Raw genomic sequence first — 20,542 nt, forward strand, 5'->3', positions numbered from 1 at the left:
GTCCGGCAGGTCACAGCACGGCGCCGCCGAGAGCTCCGCAGCGTGGCGCAGGCCATGCGGCGCGCCGGCGCTCCGGGTCGGTCCCGGTCGCTCCGCTCCCCCGCTCCCCCGCTCCCCCGCGCCGCGCCGCCGCCGGCGGTGGCCGGGCCCGGCGCCCCTCCCGCACCCGCACATGCGAAGAGGGCGGCCCCACCGTGGTGGGACCGCCCTCTTCGCGATCTCGTCGCGCTGCCCTCAGGCGGCGGGCGACGGGTGCGTCGATGACGCGGGGGACGGCTCCGGGTCAGCGGAAGTCCGTCCGGAACGGATCGGCGTAGTCGATGTCATCGAGGTTGACGGCACCGGTCTGGCCGAAGCCGGAGAAGTCCAGCTCGTCGTAGCCCGGCACCTGGTACATCTGCGCCTTGGCCTCGTCGGTCGGCTCGACCGCGATGTGGCGGAACCGCGACAGGCCGGTGCCGGCCGGGATCAGCTTGCCGATGATGACGTTCTCCTTGAGCCCCATGAGCTGGTCGCTCTTGCGGTTCAGGGCGGCCTCGGTCAGCACCCGGGTGGTCTCCTGGAAGGAGGCCGCCGACAGCCACGACTCGGTCGCGAGCGAGGCCTTGGTGATGCCCATCAGCTCCGGACGCCCCGAGGCCGGCTGACCGCCCTCGGCGAGGACCCGACGGTTCTCGCGCTCGAAGTTCACCCGCTCGGCGAAGTCGCCGGGCAGCAGATCGGTGTCGCCGGACTCGATGACCGTCACGCGACGGAGCATCTGGCGCACGATGACCTCGATGTGCTTGGCGTGGATGTCCACGCCCTGGCTGATGTAGACCTTCTGCACCTCGTCGACCAGGTGCTGCTGCACGGCCCGGGGGCCGAGGATCCGCAGCACCTGCTTCGGGTCCACGGAGCCCTGGGTGAGCTGCTGTCCGACCTCGATGTGGTCGCCGTCGGAGATCAGCACCGTCACACGCTTGGACACCGTGTAGACGACCGGCTCGCTGCCGTCGTCCGGGGTGACCGTGATCCGACGCTGCTTGTCGTTCTCCTCGATCTCCACGCGACCGGCGAACTCCGAGATCGGCGCGAAGCCGGCCGGGGTGCGCGCCTCGAAGAGCTCCTGGACACGCGGCAGACCGTGCGTGATGTCGCCGTCCGCGCTGGCCACACCACCGGAATGGAAGGTGCGCATGGTCAGCTGGGTGCCGGGCTCGCCGATGGACTGGGCCGCGACGATGCCGACGGCCTCGCCGATGTCGACCAGCTGGCCGGTCGCGAGGGAGCGGCCGTAGCACTGGACACAGGTGCCCACCGCCGAGTCGCAGGTCAGCACGGAGCGGATCTTGACCTCGCGCACGCCCGCCTCGACGAGCTGCTCGATCAGGACGTCGCCGACCTCCGAGCCGGCCGGGGCCGCCTCGGTGCCGTCGGCGCCGATCGCCGCGGTGGCCAGCACGCGGCCGTAGACCGTGGACTCCACGTGGTCGTGCGGGCGCAGCCGGCCGGCCTCCTCGACCGCGATCGGCAGGGTCAGACCCTTGGTGGTCGCGCAGTCGTCCTCGCGGACGATGACGTCCTGCGAGACGTCGACCAGACGACGGGTCAGGTATCCCGACTGGGCGGTCTTCAGCGCCGTGTCCGCCAGGCCCTTGCGGGAGCCGTGCGAGGCGATGAAGTACTCCAGGACCGAGAGCCCCTCCTTGTAGTTGGAGATAATCGGACGCGGGATGATCTCACCCTTGGGGTTGTTCACCAGACCGCGCATGCCGGCGATCTGACGGACCTGCATCCAGTTGCCTCGGGCGCCGGAGTTCACCATCCGGAAGATGGTGTTGCCGGACTCGAAGTGCTCCCGCATGGCCTGGTCGACCTCGTTGGTCGCCTCGGTCCAGATGTCGATGAGCTCCATGTTGCGCTCGGACTCGGAGACCAGACCGAGGTCGCGGTTCTCCTGGACCTGCGCGGCCTTCTCCTCGTACCGGGCGATGATCTCGCCCTTGCCGGGAGGGGTGACCACGTCCGACAGCGCGAAGGACACGCCCGAACGGGTCGCCCAGGAGAAGCCGTAGGACTTCAGCGCGTCCAGCGACGCGGCGACCTGACCCTTGTCGTAGCGCTCGGCGAGAGCGTTGACGATGCCGCCCAGGCGCTTCTTGCCCACCTGGCCCTGCACGTAGGGGTAGTTCTCCGGGAGGGTCTCGTTGAAGTACACGGTGCCCAGGGTGGTCCGCATGATCAGCGCATCGCCCTCGGTCCAGCCCTCGGGGAGCTCCAGCTCGGTCGGCGGCACCATGTCCGTGAAGCGGATGTCCACGGGCGCGTTCAGGTGCAGCTCGCCGCGGTCGTGGGCCATGATCGCCTCGGCCACGGAGGAGAACGACCGGCCGGCGCCGGGGACGTCCTCACGCACGGTGGTGAGGTGGTACAGGCCGATGATCATGTCCTGGGTGGGCATGGTCACGGGGCGACCGTCGGAGGGCTTGAGGATGTTGTTGCTGGACAGCATCAGGATGCGGGCCTCGGCCTGCGCCTCCGCGGACAGCGGCAGGTGCACGGCCATCTGGTCGCCGTCGAAGTCCGCGTTGAACGCGGCGCAGACCAGCGGGTGCAGGTGGATGGCCTTGCCCTCCACCAGCTGCGGCTCGAAGGCCTGGATGCCCAGACGGTGCAGGGTGGGCGCACGGTTCAGCATCACCGGGTGCTCGGTGATGACCTCCTCGAGCACGTCCCAGACCTCGGGGCGGGCACGCTCGACCATCCGCTTGGCGGCCTTGACGTTCTGCGCATGGGACAGCTCGACCAGGCGCTTCATGACGAAGGGCTTGAACAGCTCGAGCGCCATGCCCTTGGGCAGACCGCACTGGTGCAGGCTCAGCTGGGGGCCGTTGACGATGACGGAGCGGGCGGAGTAGTCCACGCGCTTGCCCAGCAGGTTCTGACGGAACCGGCCCTGCTTGCCCTTGAGCATGTCCGAGAGCGACTTCAGCGGGCGGTTGCCCGGTCCGGTGACCGGACGGCCGCGACGGCCGTTGTCGAACAGCGAGTCGACCGACTCCTGCAGCATCCGCTTCTCGTTGTTCACGATGATCTCGGGGGCACCGAGGTCCAGCAGCCGCTTGAGGCGGTTGTTGCGGTTGATCACGCGGCGGTACAGGTCGTTGAGGTCGGAGGTCGCGAAGCGGCCGCCGTCCAGCTGCACCATCGGACGCAGGTCCGGCGGGATGACCGGGACGGCGTCCAGCACCATGCCGGTGGGCGAGTTGGTGGTGGTGCGGAAGGCGGAGACGACCTTGAGGCGCTTGAGCGCCCGGGCCTTCTTCTGCCCCTTGCCGGTGGCGATGATCTCGCGCAGCGTGACCGCCTCGGCGTCCAGGTCGAAGTCCTGCAGACGACGCTGGATCGCCTCGGCGCCCATGCCGCCCTCGAAGTAGGTGCCGTAGCGCAGCTTCATGGCGCGGTAGAGCTGCTCGTCGCCCTCGAGGTCGGCGACCTTGAGGGACTTGAAGCGCTCCCACACGCGGGTGATGCGGTCGATCTCCGCGTCGTACTTCTTGCGGATCTGGGCCTGCTCGCGCTCGGCGGAGTCGCGGACCTTGCGCTTCGCGTCCGCCTTGGCACCCTCCTCCTCGAGCTGGGAGAGGTCCTTCTCGGCGGACAGCGCGCGCTGGTTGATCGCGGCGTCGCGCTCGTTCTCGAGCTCCTTGACCTCCAGGTCGAAGCGCGCCTGCAGATCAGGCATGTCGTCGTGGCGGGCCTGCTCGTCCACGGCGGTGACCATGTACGCGGCGAAGTAGATGATCTTCTCGAGATCCTTCGGCGCGAGGTCGAGCAGGTAGCCCAGACGGCTCGGCACGCCCTTGAAGTACCAGATGTGGGTGACGGGAGCGGCGAGCTCCACGTGGCCCATGCGCTCACGGCGCACGGAGGACTTGGTGACCTCCACGCCGCAGCGCTCGCAGACGATGCCCTTGAAGCGCACGCGCTTGTACTTGCCGCAGTAGCACTCCCAGTCCCGGGTGGGGCCGAAGATGCGCTCGCAGAACAGGCCGTCCATCTCGGGCTTCAGGGTGCGGTAGTTGATGGTCTCCGGCTTCTTGACCTCGCCGTGGGACCAGCCGCGGATGTCATCGGCGGTGGCGAGGCCGATGCGCAGCTCATCGAAGGTGTTGACGTCGAGCACAGGTGTCCTTCTCTCGATCGGAAGTCGTGGTGTCTGAGGGAACGGGGGGCCGAGGGCGGGGCCGGGAGGGCCGGCTGCTCAGGGCAGCGACGGCTCTCCCGGTCCCCCGTCCGTCAGACCTCTTCGATGGAGCCGACGCCCTCGTGGGGTCGGCGTGACAGGTCGATGCCGAGCTCCTCCGCCGCGCGGAAGACCTCCTCGTCGCTCTCCTGGACCTCCTGGGCGGTGCCGTCGCTCGAGAGCACCTCCACGTTCAGGCACAGCGACTGCATCTCCTTGAGGAGCACACGGAAGGACTCGGGGATCCCCGGCTCGGGGATGTTCTCGCCCTTGACGATCGCCTCGTAGACCTTGACGCGGCCGGCGACGTCATCGGACTTGATGGTCAGCAGCTCCTGGAGCGCGTACGCGGCGCCGTAGGCCTCGAGGGCCCACACCTCCATCTCGCCGAAGCGCTGGCCGCCGAACTGGGCCTTTCCGCCCAGCGGCTGCTGCGTGATCATCGAGTACGGGCCGGTGGAGCGCGCGTGCAGCTTGTCGTCCACCAGGTGGTGGAGCTTCAGGATGTACATGTAGCCCACCGAGATCGGCTCGGGGAACGGCTCGCCGGAGCGGCCGTCGAACATCTGCGCCTTGCCGTTCTCCTTGACCATCCGCACGCCGTCCCGGTTGGGGCGGTGGTTGGCGATCAGGCCGGTGACCTCCTCGGCCGAGAGGCCGTCGAAGACCGGGACCGCGACCGGGGTGCCGGGCTCGCCGTGGAGGGCGGCCTCGGGCAGCTCGGCGGCCGTCTCGTCGGCGGGATCGAGGTCCCAGCCGGACTTGGCGACCCACCCCAGGTGGGTCTCCATGACCTGGCCGATGTTCATCCGCCCGGGCACGCCCATCGGGTTCAGGATGATGTCGACCGGGGTGCCGTCCTCCAGGAACGGCATGTCCTCGACCGGCAGGATCTTGGCGATGACGCCCTTGTTGCCGTGGCGGCCGGCGAGCTTGTCGCCGTCGGTGATCTTGCGCTTCTGGGCCACGTAGACGCGGACCATCTCGTTGACACCGGTGGGCAGGATGTCGCCGTCCTCGTCATCGGTGAAGACGCGCACGCCGATGACGGTCCCGGTCTCGCCGTGGGGGACGCGCAGCGAGGTGTCGCGCACCTCGCGGGCCTTCTCGCCGAAGATGGCGCGCAGCAGGCGCTCCTCCGGGGTCAGCTCGGTCTCGCCCTTGGGGGTGACCTTGCCGACCAGGATGTCGCCCGGCTCCACCTCGGCGCCGATGCGGATGATGCCGCGCTCGTCGAGATCGGCCAGCACGTCGTCGCCGACGTTCGGGATGTCCCGGGTGATCTCCTCCTTGCCCAGCTTGGTGTCGCGGGCGTCGACCTCGTGCTCCTCGATGTGGATCGAGGTGAGGACGTCGTCCTGGACCATCCGCGAGGACAGGATGATGCCGTCCTCGAAGTTGTGGCCCTCCCAGGACATGAACGCGACCAGCAGGTTCTTGCCCATGGAGAGCTCGCCCTGGTCGGTCGAGGGACCGTCGGCCAGGATCGAGCCGGCCTCGACGCGGTCACCCTCGTCGAACAGCACGCGCTGGTTGTAGGAGTTGCCCGCGTTGGAACGCTTGAACTTCCCGATCGGGTAGGTCTGGCGGGTGCCGTCGTCGGCCATCACGACCACGAGATCCGCGGAGAGCTCCTCGATGACGCCGGCCTTCTCGGCCACGACCACGTCGCCCGCGTCGACCGCGGCGCGCCGCTCCATCCCGGTGCCGACCAGCGGCATCTCGGCCTTGAGCAGCGGCACGGCCTGGCGCTGCATGTTCGCGCCCATCAGCGCGCGGTTGGCGTCGTCGTGCTCGAGGAAGGGGATCATCGCGGTCGCGACGGAGACCATCTGCCGGGCCGAGACGTCCATGTAGTCCACGTCGGCCGCGTCGACCAGGTCGGGCTCGCCGCCGGAGAGGCGCACCAGCACCTGCTCCTCGAGGAAGCGGCCGTCGTCGCCGATCTTGGCGTTGGCCTGGGCGATGATGTGGTGGTCCTCGTCGTCCGCGGTGAGGTAGACGATGTCGTCGGTGACCACTCCGCCCTCGACCCGGCGGTACGGGGTCTCGATGAACCCGAACGGGTTGATGCGGGCGAAGGTCGCCAGCGAGCCGATCAGACCGATGTTCGGACCCTCAGGGGTCTCGATGGGGCACATGCGGCCGTAGTGCGACGGGTGGACGTCACGGACCTCCATGCCGGCGCGGTCGCGGGAGAGACCGCCCGGGCCCAGCGCCGAGAGGCGGCGCTTGTGGGTCAGGCCCGACAGCGGGTTGTTCTGGTCCATGAACTGCGAGAGCTGGGAGGTTCCGAAGAACTCCTTGATCGCCGCGGTGACCGGACGGATGTTGATCAGCGTCAGCGGGGTGATCGCCTCGACGTCCTGCGTGGTCATGCGCTCGCGGACGACGCGCTCCATGCGGGACAGACCGGTGCGGACCTGGTTCTGGATCAGCTCGCCCACCGCGCGGATGCGACGGTTGCCGAAGTGGTCGATGTCGTCGGTCTCGACGCGGATCGTCCGGCCGTCCTTGGAGGTGTACTCGCTGACGCCGTCGTGCAGGGCGACGATGTACTTGACCGCGGCGACGATGTCCTCGAGGCGCAGGGTCGACTCGGAGAGGCTGCCCTCGAGGCCGAGCTTCTTGCCGATCTTGTAGCGGCCGACCTTCGCGAGGTCGTAGCGCTTGTTGTTGAAGTAGAGGTTGTTCAGCATCGCCTCGCCCGCATCGCGCGTGGGCGGCTCGCCCGGACGCTGCTTGCGGTAGATGTCGATGAGCGCCTCGTCCTGCGAGGAGATGCGGTCCTTCTCCAGGGTGGAGCGCATCGACTCGAACTCGCCGAACTCCTCGAGGATGTCGCTGTGGGACAGGCCCAGGGCCTGCAGCAGGGTCGTCACCGACTGCTTGCGCTTGCGGTCGATGCGGACGCCGACCTGGTCGCGCTTGTCGATCTCGAACTCGAGCCAGGCGCCGCGCGAGGGGATGACCTTGGCCGAGAAGATGTGCTTGTCGCTGGTCTTGTCGATGCTCTCCTCGAAGTACACGCCCGGGGAGCGGACCAGCTGGGAGACGACGACACGCTCGGTGCCGTTGATGATGAAGGTGCCCTTGTCGGTCATGAGCGGGAACTCGCCCATGAAGACCGTCTGGGTCTTGATCTCACCGGTCTCGTTGTTCATGAACTCCGCGATGACGTACAGCGGAGCCGCGTAGGTGAGGTCCTTGTCCTTGCACTCCTCGACCGTGTACTTCGGGTCGTCGAAGGTGTGGTCCCGGAAGGACAGCGACATGTTGCCGGCGAAGTCCTCGATCGGGGAGATCTCCTCGAGGATGTCCGCGAGACCGGAGGTCTGCGGCACGTCCTCGTGGCCGGCGGCGGCGGCCGCGGCGGCACGCTCCTGCCAGCGGCTGTTGCCCAGCAACCAGTCGAACGAGGTGGTCTGCAGACTCAGCAGATCCGGAACGTCGATGGGGTCGCCGAGCTTCGCGAAGGTCACGCGAGGTGAGGCGGTGCGAAGTGCGATGTCGGTGGTGCGATCGGTGCTCGAGGCAGCCAAGGGGGGTCCTTCCACAGGCCGATGACGGAATCCCAGGCGCGGCGAACACCCGTCAGGGCGGTGGAGCAGGCTTCGTGGTGAACGGAGCCGCAGAACCGACGGGAGACGCCAAGCGCAAGGACTGAGCATACACAAAGTCGCGGATGGGCGCAACAGCCGCAGCGCGGCGAGCCCATCCGCGTCGGCCGCTATATGCCTGGCGCGGAGGTTCTGTCGGCGCTCCCTGCCCGTCTGGCTCGACCGGCCCGGCGGTGGACTCACACCGGGCACGTGCGGCAGGAACAGCTCCGTACGGGAAAAAGCATGGAGGAAAGTCCGGCAGGAGTCAAGCAGGCGGGGGTCCGCGCCGGGTGTCGGAGCACGTCAGGCGCGCGGCGGACCCGCGGTCGGTGGCGTTCTGCGCGGCCGATGGACCCCCGCCGACCCACCGGAGGCCGAGGTGGGCCGCCCCGGTCCGGGGCGGCCCACCATGATCTCGCTCACCGCCGATCGGGGACGCGGCGCGAACGCGCCGGGCGACCGCCTCGGCGGCGCCCCTCAGCGCCGACGGCGCAGCGCCAGCAGTGCTCCTCCGGCCAGCAGCAGGGCCGCGGCCGCGGCGAGCGGACCGGCCAGCTCGGCGCCGGTGCGCGCGAGCGGGCCGCCACCTCCCGCCGCGCCGTTCCCGCCGGTCGTCCCGCTGCCGCTGCCCGGGCCCGCTCCGGGCCCGCTGCCGGTCCCGTTGCCGGCGCCGTTGCCGGTGCCGGTGCCGTGCCCGTTGCCGGCGCCGTTCCCGGCGTCACCGCCCCCGCCGTCGCCTCCGCCGTCGCCCCCGCCGTCGCCTCCACCGTCACCGCCGCCGCCCGCGGCGTCGGCCGCGAGGATCAGGTAGACGCCCTGCGAGGGACCCTCGAAGGTCAGCACCCCGCCCGCCCAGGTGGAGCCGACCGGCAGCCGGGTGCCGTCGGCCAGCACGCGGACGACGCGCTCGTCCTGCGCGCCCGGGGCGGTGATGGCCGCCGGCAGGGGCGCGAAGGCGTTCGCGAGCACGAGCATCCGGCCCTCCTCGCCGTCGAGCTCGGCAATCTCCGCCGTCAGCGCGTCGTCGCTGCGGAAGGTGGCGGTGGCGGTGACCTCCCCGTCGGTGAGCGTGACCGTCTCCAGGGCCACCGTCACGGTGATCTCCCGCTCGGCCGTCCGGCCCGCGCCGTCGGTCGCGACCAGGGTCACGGCCTGCTCGCCCGGGAGCAGGACGGTGCCGGGCGCGAGGGCGAGCACGGCCCCGGCCTCCTCGGCGGCCGCGGCGTCGCCGCCGAGCCGCGCCTCGTACGACGCGAGCACCGCAGAGCCCAGGGCCGCCTGGTCGCCGAGCTCCTCGCGGTGGATGCTCAGCTCCACGGCGCCCGGACCGGAGATCTCCAGCTGCTCCGCGACGGCGAAGGCGCGCACCTCGGCGGTGCGGTTGCCCGCGAGATCGGTGGCGATCACCTCGAGCGTATGGGCGCCGGCGGCGAGGTCCGCGGTGGGCACCGCGGCCTGGAGCGCATCCTGCAGGACGGTGGTGGAGGCCCCGGAGGCGGTGATCTCGGCGCCCTCGGCGTCCTCGAAGTCCCGCAGGTCCAGCAGGGCGTCCTCGAGGGAGTGCTCCTGGGTGGCCAGGTCGGTGACGGACTCGTGGACGACCTCGCCGTCCAGCAGCACCTGCAGACCGGCCAGGTGCTCGTCGCCCGCGGAGACCTCGATCTCGCGCTGGTCGTCGATCACCGCGCCGTCCTCGAGGTCCGTCACCTCCACGGAGGGGTCGGTCCGGTCCAGGACGACGGGGATCAGTCCCAGCAGCAGGTTGCCGTTGGCGTCGTGGAACTCCACCAGCAGGGTGTCGCCGTCGGCGACGGTGATCTCGGTGGAGAAGCTGCGGGTGTTCGACTGCTCCCCCGGGCTGGCGAGGTCGAACCGCTCCAGCACGGCGGAGTCGTTCAGCGACAGCGAGTAGCCCCAGCCGTCGTCCGCGGCGGTGCCCGCCACGGTGACCTGCTCCCGGTTCGTGAACAGGGTGCCGCCGAGCAGGGTGGGCTCGTCGATCTGCAGGGTGGGGGCGGTGACGTCGAAGTGGATCCGCACCCCGCGGTCGTAGCGCACCTGGCCGTCGGCATCGGTGACGACCATGCGGACGTGGTTCTCGCCGGTGGCCACCGGGAGCTGGGCGCTGAAGGTGCCGTCCTCCGCGAGCTCGGCGGTGATCGGGGCGGCGTCGACGTACTGCCCGTCCTCCCCCACCCGCGAGGCGGGGGTCAGGGTGATGGTGCCACCGGCGGGGTACTCACCGCGCAGGGTGAAGGTGGCGCCGTCGTCGCTGACGTCGTCGGTGTCGCCCGGGACGAAGCAGGCCCCGGAGTCCAGCACGCAGTCGGCGTTGGTGATCACGGGCATCGCCCAGCTGGGCGCCGGTGCGCGGCCCGCGATCGCCACCGGGAGCGCGGTGGTGTTGGCGCCGTCGGTGGCGGTGAGGGTGAAGCCCGCGGCCCGCGCATCGGGGGTCACGGTGAGGGTGAAGCCGCCGTCCTGACCGACCTCCGCCTCGGCGTCCCCGGCGGAGACGCCGAGCTGTGCGTCCTTCCGGCTGTCGGTGACGGTGCCGGTGATGGTCACGGCGCCGTCCTCGTCGAGGATCGCGGCGCCCTGCTCGTCGACCGGCATGTCGGTGATGGTCAGCTCGGGGGCGACGGAGTCGTAGGTGACGGGGAGGCGCTGGGTGGTCACCACGGCGCCCTCGGCGTCGAGCCCCTGGACCGTGAACTCCTGGGCGCCCTCGATCAGCGGCACCGACAGGGCGAACCGTCCCTCGGCCGCCGTGGCGACCTGGTCGCCGACCCGCACCTCGGCGATGTCCGCGGAGGCGTAGCCGCTCAGCAGCAGCTCCCCCTCGATCACCAGCGGGAAGTCCGCGCCGATCACGGTGGAGGCGAGCTGGGGTGCGCCCGCGATCAGCAGGCTGGAGGGAGTGAGCACCTTGGTGGCGATGCCCTCGGTGAAGCCGCGGTCCACGGCGGAGACGGCGACGAAGGGGACGGTGGCGGGGTCGACCTCGAGGGCGTAGCTGCCGTCGGGGCTCTGCACGACCTCGAGCTCGTTGCCGGCGGCGTCGGTCGCGACCGGCAGGTCGTAGAGACCGGAGCCCTCCTCGGCGACGGTGAAGGTCAGCACCCCGCCCTCGAGCGGACCGAACTCGACCACCGGGGCGGTCGCATCGAGGCCGAAGGGCAGGTCGAGGATCTGCCAGGGCTGGTCCTCGCTGAGCCGGGTGCTGACGCGGTAGGTGTAGTCGCCGTCGGGCAGCGCCGGGTAGTCCACGGTCTGCGGGTCGTAGCGGGTGCCGTCGAAGGCGTACCCGATCCACGGCAGCTCGGCCGGGTCCGGGGCCGCGGTGTAGTCGCTCAGCAGGTAGCGGAACAGGCCCTGCTCCTCGCCGAGGGTGGTGATCGCCGTGCCGTCCTCGGCGAGGATCTCGTAGCGGACGTCGGAGGCGTTGCGCATCACCACCATGCTGGGGGCCACGGAGTCCATGTAGCCGTCGCCGTTGGGCGAGAGCCAGAACCGGCCCAGTCCCTCGCTCTCGACGGGGACCGCCTGGCCGCCGGCGTCGGTGATCAGACCGGTCTCCACGCCCACCGGCTCGAGCTGCTGACCGGGGGGCAGCAGGATCTGCTCGGCGTTCCAGTCGCCGACGAAGCCGAGGAAGGGGACGCTCAGGCTGGGCTGCCCGGCGGTGTCCGAGGTGAGGCCGATCCAGCCGCCGGTGAAGTGGTCCGGGCCGGCCTCGGGCTCCACGGTGACGTCCACGGTGGCGGTGCCGCCGGCGGGGACGGTGACGCTGCCCGGGGCGGTGACGGTGCCGCTCGAGCGGCGGGTGTCGGTGGCGGCGCCGGCCGCGTTGGTCTCGGCGATCAGTCCGGTCGCGGGCAGGGTGAACCGCGCGTCGGCCTGCCCGCTGTTGGTCAGGGTGATGGTGAACGAGGCGGAGCCGGAGATCTCCCGCAGCGCCGCGGCGCCCTCGCCGTCGACGGTGGCGATGACCTCGGAGTCCAGGGCCTTGTCGACCTGGGCGAGGCCCGCACCGATCTGACGCGGGGAGTACGGCACCCCGGCCTCGTCGGTCGGCACCAGGGCGGTGTTCATCAGCAGGATCTTGGCCAGGTCCACGCGCTGCGCCCCGGTGACCTCGGGTCGGGTCCGCTCCAGGTGCTGGAGGATCAGCGCGGAGAGCCCGGCGACGTTCGGCGAGGCCATGGAGGTGCCGGAGTTCGAGCCGTAGGTGCCGTCGTTGTAGGTGGAGTACACGTTGCCGCCGATGCCGGCGATCTCGGGCTCGAAGTCGAGGGAGGGCGTGGTGCCCCAGGAGGTGAAGGAGGAGGGGGTCAGGGCGCCCGGGCTGGGGCGCACGTCGAGCTCGTCGGTGATCCGCAGGGTGGTCTCGCCCTCCGCGACGGCGGCCTTCAGCTCGAGGCCGACGGAGCGGGTCAGGGTGATCCCGGGGATCGTGAACGTCTCCACCCCGGCCATGGCGAAGGGCTCGTCGGCCGTGTTGTAGAGGACCACGCCGCCCGCGCCGGCGGTGATCGCGTTCTCGTACTTCTCGGTGAAGGAGATGTCGCCGCGCTCGATGAGGGCGTAGTCGCCGTCCAGGTCCTTCCCCGCCGTCTCCGCCGGGGTGGCCCGGCCCAGGTCGACCAGGCGGTGGGGCTCGCCGTCGTGGACGCCGGTGGCGGGCGAGTACGGGATGCCCTCGGTCGCATCGTCCACGTAGGCCATCAGCTGGGTCAGGACGCTGTTGTCGATCGAGGCGACGGTGAAGGCGGAGCCCAGGGTGCCCGGGGAGCCGACGGTGCCGTCGTCCAGGCGCCCGTAGGCGTCGTCGCCCACGGCGGTGGGCGAGAAGTTCTGGCCGTCGTTGCCGGCGGCGATCACGGTGAGCACGCCGGCGTCGCGGGCGGCCTCGATGGCGATCGAGCTGGCGTCGGAGGCGTTCTTCTGCCCGTTGGCGGCGCCGAGCGACATGTTGATCACGTCCGCCTCGAGCTTCACCGAGTCCTCGATGGCCGCGACGATGTCGGAGTCGGTGGCGCCGCCGCCGTGGTTGGAGAAGACCTTCATCGCCAGCAGCTGCGCGTTGGGGGCGACGCCGTCGAGCTCGCCGGTGGCCAGGAAGTCGCCGGGCTCGTCGCCCGGGGAGCCGTTGGCCGCGGCGATGCCGCCGACGTGCTGGCCGTGGGCGTCGAGAGTCGCGTCCTTGACGACGTAGTTCTCGTCGGCGTAGTTGTAGCCGGCCGGCACCTTGCAGGTGAAGCCGGCCTCGGGGGCCGGGTCGACGGTGTCGATCGCCGCGGCGTCGCAGTCGTCCAGCCGCAGGGCCGGATGGCTGGGGTCCAGGCCGGAGTCGACGATGGAGATGACCATGCCGGTGCCGTCGACCCCGTGGGCCGCGTGGGCGGTCGGGACGCCGTGCAGGGAGCGGGCGGTGTGCTCGGTGCGCTCGTAGACGCGCTCCCGGCGCACCGAGAGCACCTCCGGCTCGAGGGACAGGGCGGCGAGCCGGTCGCCGGGCACGCTCGCGGAGAAGCCGTTGACCAGGTAGCCGAACTGGCGGTCGACCTCGAGGCCGTGCTCGCGGGACCAGTCGTCGACCAGGTCCTGCTGGGCCCGCAGGCGGGAGCTCTCCTGGGAGGTCGAGGGGCGCGTGGGCTGGTCCTTCAGCAGCACCACCACGTCCACCGGCGCCGAGGACGCGGCGTCCGGCAGACTCGGGACGTCCTCGAGCGCTCGGGGTGCGGCCGGGGCCGACGGGACCTGCGGCGCCGCGACCGCCGTGGTCACACCGAGACCGAGGGTCCCGATCAGCAGGGCGCCGCTCAGGGCGATGAGACGACGGATCGGCCGAATCGGCACAGAGGACCCCCGGGTGAGCTGGAACACAGACTCCCGCATCCTACGGAGCGCCCCCTCGGCGGTCCGCCGCTTCCGGCACGCCGATGGTCACGAAACGGTCACGCACCGGGCATCCGCCGGGCGCGGCCGCGGGGCCCGGGATGCAGAAGGGCCGTCCCGCGATCGCGGGACGGCCCTTGCCGTGCAGTTCGACGGCCTTCAAGCGCGGCGCGCGCCGGGGCGCGCGCCGGGGATCACTTGATGGTGACGGACGCGCCGGCCTCTTCGAGCTTGGCCTTGGCAGCCTCGGCGTCGTCCTTCTTGACGGCCTCGAGGACGGCCTTGGGGGCCTCGTCGACGAGCGCCTTCGCCTCCTTCAGACCGAGCGAGGTGAGGGCGCGCACCTCCTTGATGACGGCGATCTTGGCGGAACCGGCGGACTCGAGGACGACGTCGAACTCGTCCTTCTCCTCCTCGGCCTCGGCCTCGGCACCGGCGCCGGCACCGCCGGCAGCGGCGACGGCCACGGGGGCGGCCGCGGTCACATCGAAGACGTCCTCGAACTGCTTCACGAACTCGGAGAGCTCGATGAGGGACATCTCCTTGAAAGCTTCGATGAGCTCGTCGTTGCTGAGCTTCGCCATGGTGGCGTTCCTTCCTGTTGGCGGGACCTGCGTCCCTGCGGTGAGAGGCGGCGCTCTCGCGCCTGGTCATGCGATCCGGTCACCCTCGCGGGATCCCGGGGGACAGCGTTGGGGCTGTGGGTGAAGAACTCGGAGCCGTGAGGCTCAGGCCTCCTGCTTGGCCCGCAGTGCATCCACGGTGCGCGCTGCCTTCGACAGCGGCGCCGCGAACACGGCGGCGGCCTTGGACATCGACGCCTTCATGGCGCCAGCGGCCTTGGCCAGCAGGACCTCGCGGGACTCGAGGTCCGCGAGCTTCTGGACGTCCTCCTGCGAGAGCGCCTTGCCCTCGAAGTAGCCGGACTTGATCACGAGCTTGTCGTGAGTCTTGGCGAAGTCACGCAGAGCCTTGGCGGGCTCCACGGGCTCACCCTTGATGAAGGCGATAGCGGTCGGACCGCTGAGCGTGCCATCGAAGGCGTCGATGCCGGCCTCGCGGGCGGCGATCTCCGTGAGCGTGTTCTTCACCACGGCGTAGGTCGTCTCGGAACCCAGCGCGCGACGGAGCTCCTTGAGCTCCCCCACGCTGAGCCCGCGATACTCGGTGATGACGGCGGCGTCGGACGCGCGGAACAGCTCCGCGATCTCGGCGACGGCATCCACCTTTTCGGGGTTCGCCATGGCCCTCCTTCCAGAGGTCTCTCGCCGCCGGGTGAAGGCGTCCCGGGAACGGAAAAGGCCTCGACACGCAAGTGTCGAGGCCTCGATCGCACGAGCTCCCGCGCCACGAGGGCTCCGGCCGGGGCCGGACGGGGACGACCGTACGAGGATCGCTTCTTCACCTGCGCAGGCCATCCCGAACGGGATCTCTTCGGTCGCTCTCGGGGTCGAGCGCGACAACCGGCGGTCTTCGGTACGCCCAGACTAGACCAGGGGCGACGGCGGCGCCACGCCGACCGCGGGGTTCTGCGTCACATCGGCGCGGCGCAGCACGCCGTGCTCGGGTTCGAGAGAGCCGCCGCGCCCGGAACGGCTGCGGCGGGACCTCCGGCCCTGGTGATGCGGACCACTCACCCGTAGCTTGGTTGTCACCAGCACAACAAGCGCTGCTGCGATGTAGAGGCGAGGACATGACCACCATCGATTTCGCACCCACCCTCACCGTCGACCCGCTCACCGGGATGATCGACGAACTGGCCCGCCGGGGACGCGCCGCACTGAGCGCCTTCGACTCGTACACCCAGGACCAGATCACCTCCATCGTGCACGCGATGGCGCTCGCCGGCACCGACCAGCACATGGCACTGGCCAAGCGGGCGGTGGAGGAGACCGGCCGCGGTCTGTACGAGGACAAGTGCATCAAGAACCTGTTCGCCACCGAGCACATCTGGAACTCCATCAAGGACGACCGCACCGTCGGCGTGATCCGCGAGGACCGCCAGCGCGGCATCACCGAGATCGCCGAACCGGTGGGGGTCATCGCGGGAGTGACCCCGGTGACCAACCCGACCTCGACCACCATGTTCAAGTGCCTGATCGCGATCATGACCCGCAACCCGATCATCTTCGCCTTCCACCCCGCCGCCCAGGACTGCTCGGCCCAGGCCGCACGGATCATGCGCGACGCGGCGACCGCAGCCGGCGCCCCGGCCGACTGCATCCAATGGATCGAGCAGCCCTCCGTGGCCGCCACCTCCGCGCTGATGAACCACCCCGGCGTCGCCCTCACCCTCGCCACCGGCGGGGCCGGGATGGTGACGTCCGCCTACTCCACCGGGAAGCCCGCCCTCGGGGTGGGGCCCGGGAACGTCCCGGTGTACATCGAGCGCACCGCCCGCATCCCCCGCACCGTCAACGACCTCATCCTGTCCAAGACCTTCGACCACGGGATGATCTGCGCGAGCGAACAGGCCGTCATCATCGACGAGGAGATCGCCCCCGCCGTGGTCGCCGAGTTCGAGTCCCACGGCTGCCACGTCGTCACGGCCGAGCAGAAGGAGCTCCTGCGCTCGTTCATGGTCACCGCGCAGGGCAGCATCGCCTCGCACGTGGTGGGCATGAGTGCCGAGCGGATCGCCGAGGGCGCGGGCATCCCGGTGCCGGTCGGCACCAAGCTGCTGCTCGTGCCGATCGACACCGTCGGCCCCGACGAGCCGTTCAGCAGGGAGAAGCTGTGCCCGGTGCTCGCGATGGCCCGCGTGCCCGGCCGCGAGCAGGGCTTCGCCCTGGCCGAGCGCATGCTGGAGTTCGGGGGGCTCGGCCACACCGCGGTCGTCCACACCGCCGACAAGCAGGTCGAGCGGGAGTTCGGGCGGCGCATGAAGGCGTGCCGCATCATCGCCAACGCACCGTCCGCGGTCGGCGGCATCGGCGACCTGTACAACGCCCTGACCCCCTCGTTGACCCTGGGCTGCGGCTCCTACGGCCGCAACTCCGTCTCCCACAACGTCAGCGCGGTCGACCTCATCAACGTCAAGCGGATCGCGGAGCGGCGCAACGACATGCAGTGGTTCAAGATCCCGGCCCGGACGTACTTCGAGCGCTACTCGGTGCAGTACCTGCAGTCGATGCCGGGTCTCTCGCGGGTGTTCATCGTGACCGACCCGGGCATGGTCGAGCACGGCTACGTCGACGTCGTCATCGACCAGCTCAAGCAGCGGCGCGAGGACGTCGCCTGGACCGTCTTCTCCGACGTCGAGCCGAACCCGACGTCGACCACGGTGTTCAAGGGCGCCTCCCTCATGGCGGACTTCGAGCCCGACTGCATCATCGCGCTCGGCGGCGGCTCGCCGATGGACGCGGCCAAGGCGATGTGGCTGTTCTACGAGCGGCCCGAGGCGTCCTACTTCGGGATGAAGCAGAAGTTCCTGGACATCCGCAAGCGCACCTACCGCTTCCCCACCACGGGGGAGAAGGCGCAGTTCGTCGCGATCCCCACCACGTCCGGCACGGGCAGCGAGTGCACCCCCTTCGCGGTGATCACCGATGCAGAGACCCACGTGAAGTACCCGCTGGCCGACTACACGCTGACGCCGGACGTGGCGATCGTCGATGCCCAGTTCGTCGACTCGGTGCCCACCCGCACCGCGGCCGATTCCGGCCTGGACGCCCTCACCCACGCGATCGAGTCCTACGTCTCCGTCATGGCCAGCGATTTCACCCGCGGACTGTCGGTGCGCGCCGCACAGCTGATCTTCGAGAACCTCCGCGCCGCCGTGCTCGAGCAGGACGCGGCGGCGAAGGAGCGGATGCACAACGCGTCGACGATCGCGGGCATGGCCTTCGCGAACGCCTTCCTGGGGATCGTGCACTCGCTGAGCCACAAGTGCGGCGCCGAGTTCGGCATCGCCCACGGTCGCACCAACGCGATCTTCCTGCCCCACGTGATCCGGTACAACGCGACCCTGCCGTCCAAGCACGCGCTGTTCCCGAAGTACGAGCACTACCGGGCCGACCAGGACCTGGCGGAGCTCGCGCGGCTGCTCGGCTTCCCCGCCGCCACCGTCGAGCAGGGTGTGAAATCCCTGATCGACGAGGTGACGGCGCTGGCCACGGACCTCGGCATCGAGCCGAGCCTGGAGGCCAACGGCGCCACCCGCGAGCACCTGGACCGGGTGATCGATGAGCTCGCCGACCGGGCACTGGAGGACCAGTGCACCCCCGCCAACCCGCGGTCGCCGCTGGTCAGCGAGCTCAAGGAGCTCATCGAGGACGCCTTCGTCGGTGACGTCGGCGGCAGCGCCCGGGCGCGGGTGCGAACGGCCGACGCGGACTCGAGGTGACGACCGCCTGAGCCCCGGCAGCGCTCCGGGACCCGGCAGCCGCCGCGAGGGGTCTCCCGGAGCGCCACGTCGCACGGCGGCTGCCCGGGAGCCCCATCGATCGACAGCGCCCCGCCCACCGCGAAGGGTGGACGGGGCGTCGTGGCGCGAGGAGCGCGGGGCTGAGCTAACTCAGGCCTCGTCGGTCTCCTCGAGCAGGTTGCGGGTGCGGTTCACGTCGATCGGGATGCCCGGGCCCATGGTGGTGGACACGGTGATCTTGGTGATGTAGCGGCCCTTCGAGGAGGAGGGCTTCAGTCGCAGGATCTCGTCGAGCGCGGCGACGTAGTTCTCGACCAGCTGCTGCTCCGTGAAGGAGACCTTGCCGACGATGTAGTGCAGGTTCGCCGCACGGTCGGTGCGGAACTCGATCTTGCCGCCCTTGATGTCGGAGACGGCCTTGGTGACGTCCATGGTCACGGTGCCCGTCTTCGGGTTCGGCATGAGGCCGCGGGGGCCGAGCACGCGGCCCAGCTTGCCGACCTTGCCCATCAGGTTCGGCGTGGCCACGGCCGCGTCGAAGTCGGTCCAGCCGCCGGCGACGCGCTCGATGAGCTCGTCGTCGCCGACCTCGTCGGCGCCGGCCTCACGGGCGGCGTCGGCCTGCGCACCGGTCGCGAAGACGATCACGCGAGCGGTCTTGCCGGTGCCGTTGGGCAGGTTGACGGTGCCGCGCACCATCTGGTCCGCCTTGCGGGGGTCGACGCCCAGGCGCATCGCGACCTCGACGGACGCGTCGAACTTCGCCGGGGAGGTCTGCTGAGCCAGCCGGAGCGCGTCGAGCGGCGCGTAGGCGCGGCCCTCCTCGATCTTGGCGGCGCCGTCCTTGTATGCCTTGCTGCGGAATCCCATTGTCGTCAGCCCTCCACCGTGATGCCCATGGAACGAGCGGTGCCGGCGACGATCTTCGCCGCGGCCTCGATGTCGTTCGCGTTCAGATCAGGCATCTTGGTCTCCGCGATCTCGCGGACCTGTGCCTGGGTGATCTTGCCGACCTTGTCCGTGTGCGGGACGGCCGAGCCCTTCTGGAGGCCGGCGGCCTTCTTGATGAGCTCAGCGGCCGGCGGGGTCTTCGTGATGAAGGTGAACGAGCGATCCTCGTACACCGTGATCTCGACCGGGATGATGTTGCCCCGCTGATCGGCGGTGCGATCGTTGTAGGCCTTCACGAACTCCATCATGTTCACGCCGGCAGCGCCGAGCGCGGGACCCACGGGCGGCGCAGGGGTGGCCTGGCCGGCCTGGATCTGGAGCTTGATGACGCTCGCGATCTTCTTCTTGGGAGCCATTGCTCTTCCTCACTGTGGTGTGGTCCGGGCGGAGCTCATCATGCGCTCCTCCCACGAACGGACCTCCTGCGCCCGGGGGCGAGAAGGTCCGGTGCGACGCTACCTGCACGCCGCGGCGGCGTCGACCGGGATCGGGGGTGATCCTGGTCGTACTCGCGCGGCACGGGGCCGCGCGGCCGCTCAGATCTTGGCGACCTGGTCGAAGGCGAGCTCGACCGGGGTCTCGCGTCCGAAGATGGACACCAGGACCTGGAGCTTCTGGGACTCCGAGTGAATCTCGGAGATGGTGGCCGGCATGGTCTCGAAGGGACCGTCCATGACGGTGACGGACTCGCCGACGTGGAAGTCGGGGACCTTCTGCGCCGCAGCGGCCTTGCCGCCGGAGGCGCCCGAGGCGCGCTTCTTCTCGGGCAGGCCGACGGAGGGCTCGAGCAGCGAGTAGATCTCGTCGAAGGTCAGCGGGGTGGGGTCGGTGGCGTTGCCGACGAACCCGGTCACGCCCGGGGTGTCGCGCACGACGCGCCAGGACTCCGTGGTCAGGTCCATGCGGACCAGCACGTACCCGGGCACGCGGACCCGGCGGACGATCTTCTTCTGCCCGGCCTTGACCTCGGTCGCGTCCTCCATCGGGACCTGGACCTCGAAGATGTAGTCCTCCATGTCCATGGTCTCGGTGCGCGTGGCCAGCTGGCTCTTCACACGGTTCTCGTGACCGGAGTAGGAGTGGATGACGTACCAGTCGCCGGGAGCGGCGCGCAGGTGGCGCTTGAGGACGACCAGCGGGTCCTCCTCCTCGGGCTCCTCGGGGGCCTCCGCCGCGGAGCTCGCGCCCTCGGCCTCGTCGGCGTCCGCGGGCAGCTCGTCGACGCCCTCGACGTCGTCGACGTCCTCGGAGAGCGCGTCGGCCTCGTCGGCGGGCTCGCTGTCGGCGGGCTCCTCGTCGCCGGCGAAGGGATCGACGGCGGGGGCCTGCGCCTCCACGTCCTGCTCGGCGAGCTCCGCGAAGGCCTCGTCCGGGATCTGCTCACCCTCGCCCTCGGACTGCGAGGAGGCGGAGAACGAGAGGGAGTCGTCGAGGTCCTGGTAGGACTCTTCGGGGGTTGAGGTCTGGTCGCTCATCGGCGGGAACCTGCCTTCC

General features: G+C 70.3%; 9 protein-coding genes. 1 reads left to right on the plus strand and 8 read right to left on the minus strand.

Annotation, left to right across the window (positions count from 1 at the left end):
• Window positions 1-283 precede the first annotated feature (283 nt).
• The 5 genes from ACOJUI_RS13015 to rplJ form a co-directional block, all read right to left on the minus strand.
• Complete coding sequence (locus ACOJUI_RS13015; RefSeq protein WP_422115369.1) at window positions 284-4,168, minus strand: DNA-directed RNA polymerase subunit beta'; 3,885 nt, start codon at window positions 4,166-4,168, stop codon at window positions 284-286.
• A gap of 113 nt (window positions 4,169-4,281) precedes the next feature.
• The gene (gene rpoB / locus ACOJUI_RS13020; protein ID WP_422115370.1) at window positions 4,282-7,770 is read right to left on the minus strand and encodes a DNA-directed RNA polymerase subunit beta; all 3,489 of its coding nucleotides are present in this window, start codon (window positions 7,768-7,770) and stop codon (window positions 4,282-4,284) included.
• A 537-nt stretch (window positions 7,771-8,307) separates the two neighbouring features.
• Entirely contained in the window at window positions 8,308-13,692 is a 5,385-nt protein-coding gene (locus ACOJUI_RS13025; protein ID WP_422115371.1) for a S8 family serine peptidase, read from the minus strand.
• 233 nt (window positions 13,693-13,925) lie between these two features.
• Window positions 13,926-14,315 carry a 50S ribosomal protein L7/L12 gene (gene rplL, locus ACOJUI_RS13030; RefSeq protein ID WP_422115372.1) on the minus strand — a complete coding sequence of 130 codons (390 nt, stop codon included), beginning with the start codon at window positions 14,313-14,315 and terminating at the stop codon, window positions 13,926-13,928.
• A 144-nt stretch (window positions 14,316-14,459) separates the two neighbouring features.
• Entirely contained in the window at window positions 14,460-14,975 is a 516-nt protein-coding gene (rplJ, locus tag ACOJUI_RS13035; protein WP_422115373.1) for a 50S ribosomal protein L10, read from the minus strand.
• Window positions 14,976-15,424: 449 nt separating this feature from the next.
• On the opposite strand from rplJ, the gene adhE reads away from it, so the two are divergent.
• Window positions 15,425-18,076, plus strand: a complete 2,652-nt coding sequence (gene adhE, locus ACOJUI_RS13040; protein ID WP_422115374.1) for a bifunctional acetaldehyde-CoA/alcohol dehydrogenase — start codon at window positions 15,425-15,427, stop codon at window positions 18,074-18,076.
• 171 nt (window positions 18,077-18,247) lie between these two features.
• Here the strand turns inward: adhE and rplA are convergent, their stop codons facing one another.
• The 3 genes from rplA to nusG all read right to left on the minus strand — a co-directional run bounded on the left by rplA (window position 18,248) and on the right by nusG (window position 20,523).
• Window positions 18,248-18,967 carry a 50S ribosomal protein L1 gene (rplA, locus tag ACOJUI_RS13045; RefSeq protein ID WP_422115375.1) on the minus strand — a complete coding sequence of 240 codons (720 nt, stop codon included), beginning with the start codon at window positions 18,965-18,967 and terminating at the stop codon, window positions 18,248-18,250.
• A gap of 5 nt (window positions 18,968-18,972) precedes the next feature.
• Window positions 18,973-19,404 (minus strand): 50S ribosomal protein L11, encoded by a 432-nt coding sequence (gene rplK / locus ACOJUI_RS13050; RefSeq protein ID WP_422115376.1) that lies wholly within the window; start codon window positions 19,402-19,404, stop codon window positions 18,973-18,975.
• 180 nt (window positions 19,405-19,584) lie between these two features.
• A complete protein-coding gene (nusG, locus tag ACOJUI_RS13055; RefSeq protein WP_422115377.1) occupies window positions 19,585-20,523 on the minus strand; it encodes a transcription termination/antitermination protein NusG in 939 nt (312 codons plus the stop codon).
• Between the last annotated feature and the right edge of the window lie 19 nt (window positions 20,524-20,542).

It is taken from the genome of Brachybacterium sp. UNK5269 (genome assembly GCF_049266655.1).
In the GTDB taxonomy this organism is placed as follows: Bacteria; Actinomycetota; Actinomycetes; order Actinomycetales; family Dermabacteraceae; genus Brachybacterium.

Excerpts from the sequence above, each read along its gene's own strand:
- rplL (WP_422115372.1), bottom strand. The coding sequence starts at position 14,315 with ATGGCGAAGCTCAGCAACGACGAGCTCATCGAAGCTTTCAAGGAGATG.
- rplJ (WP_422115373.1), bottom strand. The coding sequence starts at position 14,975 with ATGGCGAACCCCGAAAAGGTGGATGCCGTCGCCGAGATCGCGGAGCTG.
- adhE (WP_422115374.1), top strand. The coding sequence starts at position 15,425 with ATGACCACCATCGATTTCGCACCCACCCTCACCGTCGACCCGCTCACC.
- rplA (WP_422115375.1), bottom strand. The coding sequence starts at position 18,967 with ATGGGATTCCGCAGCAAGGCATACAAGGACGGCGCCGCCAAGATCGAG.
- rplK (WP_422115376.1), bottom strand. The coding sequence starts at position 19,404 with ATGGCTCCCAAGAAGAAGATCGCGAGCGTCATCAAGCTCCAGATCCAG.
- nusG (WP_422115377.1), bottom strand. The coding sequence starts at position 20,523 with ATGAGCGACCAGACCTCAACCCCCGAAGAGTCCTACCAGGACCTCGAC.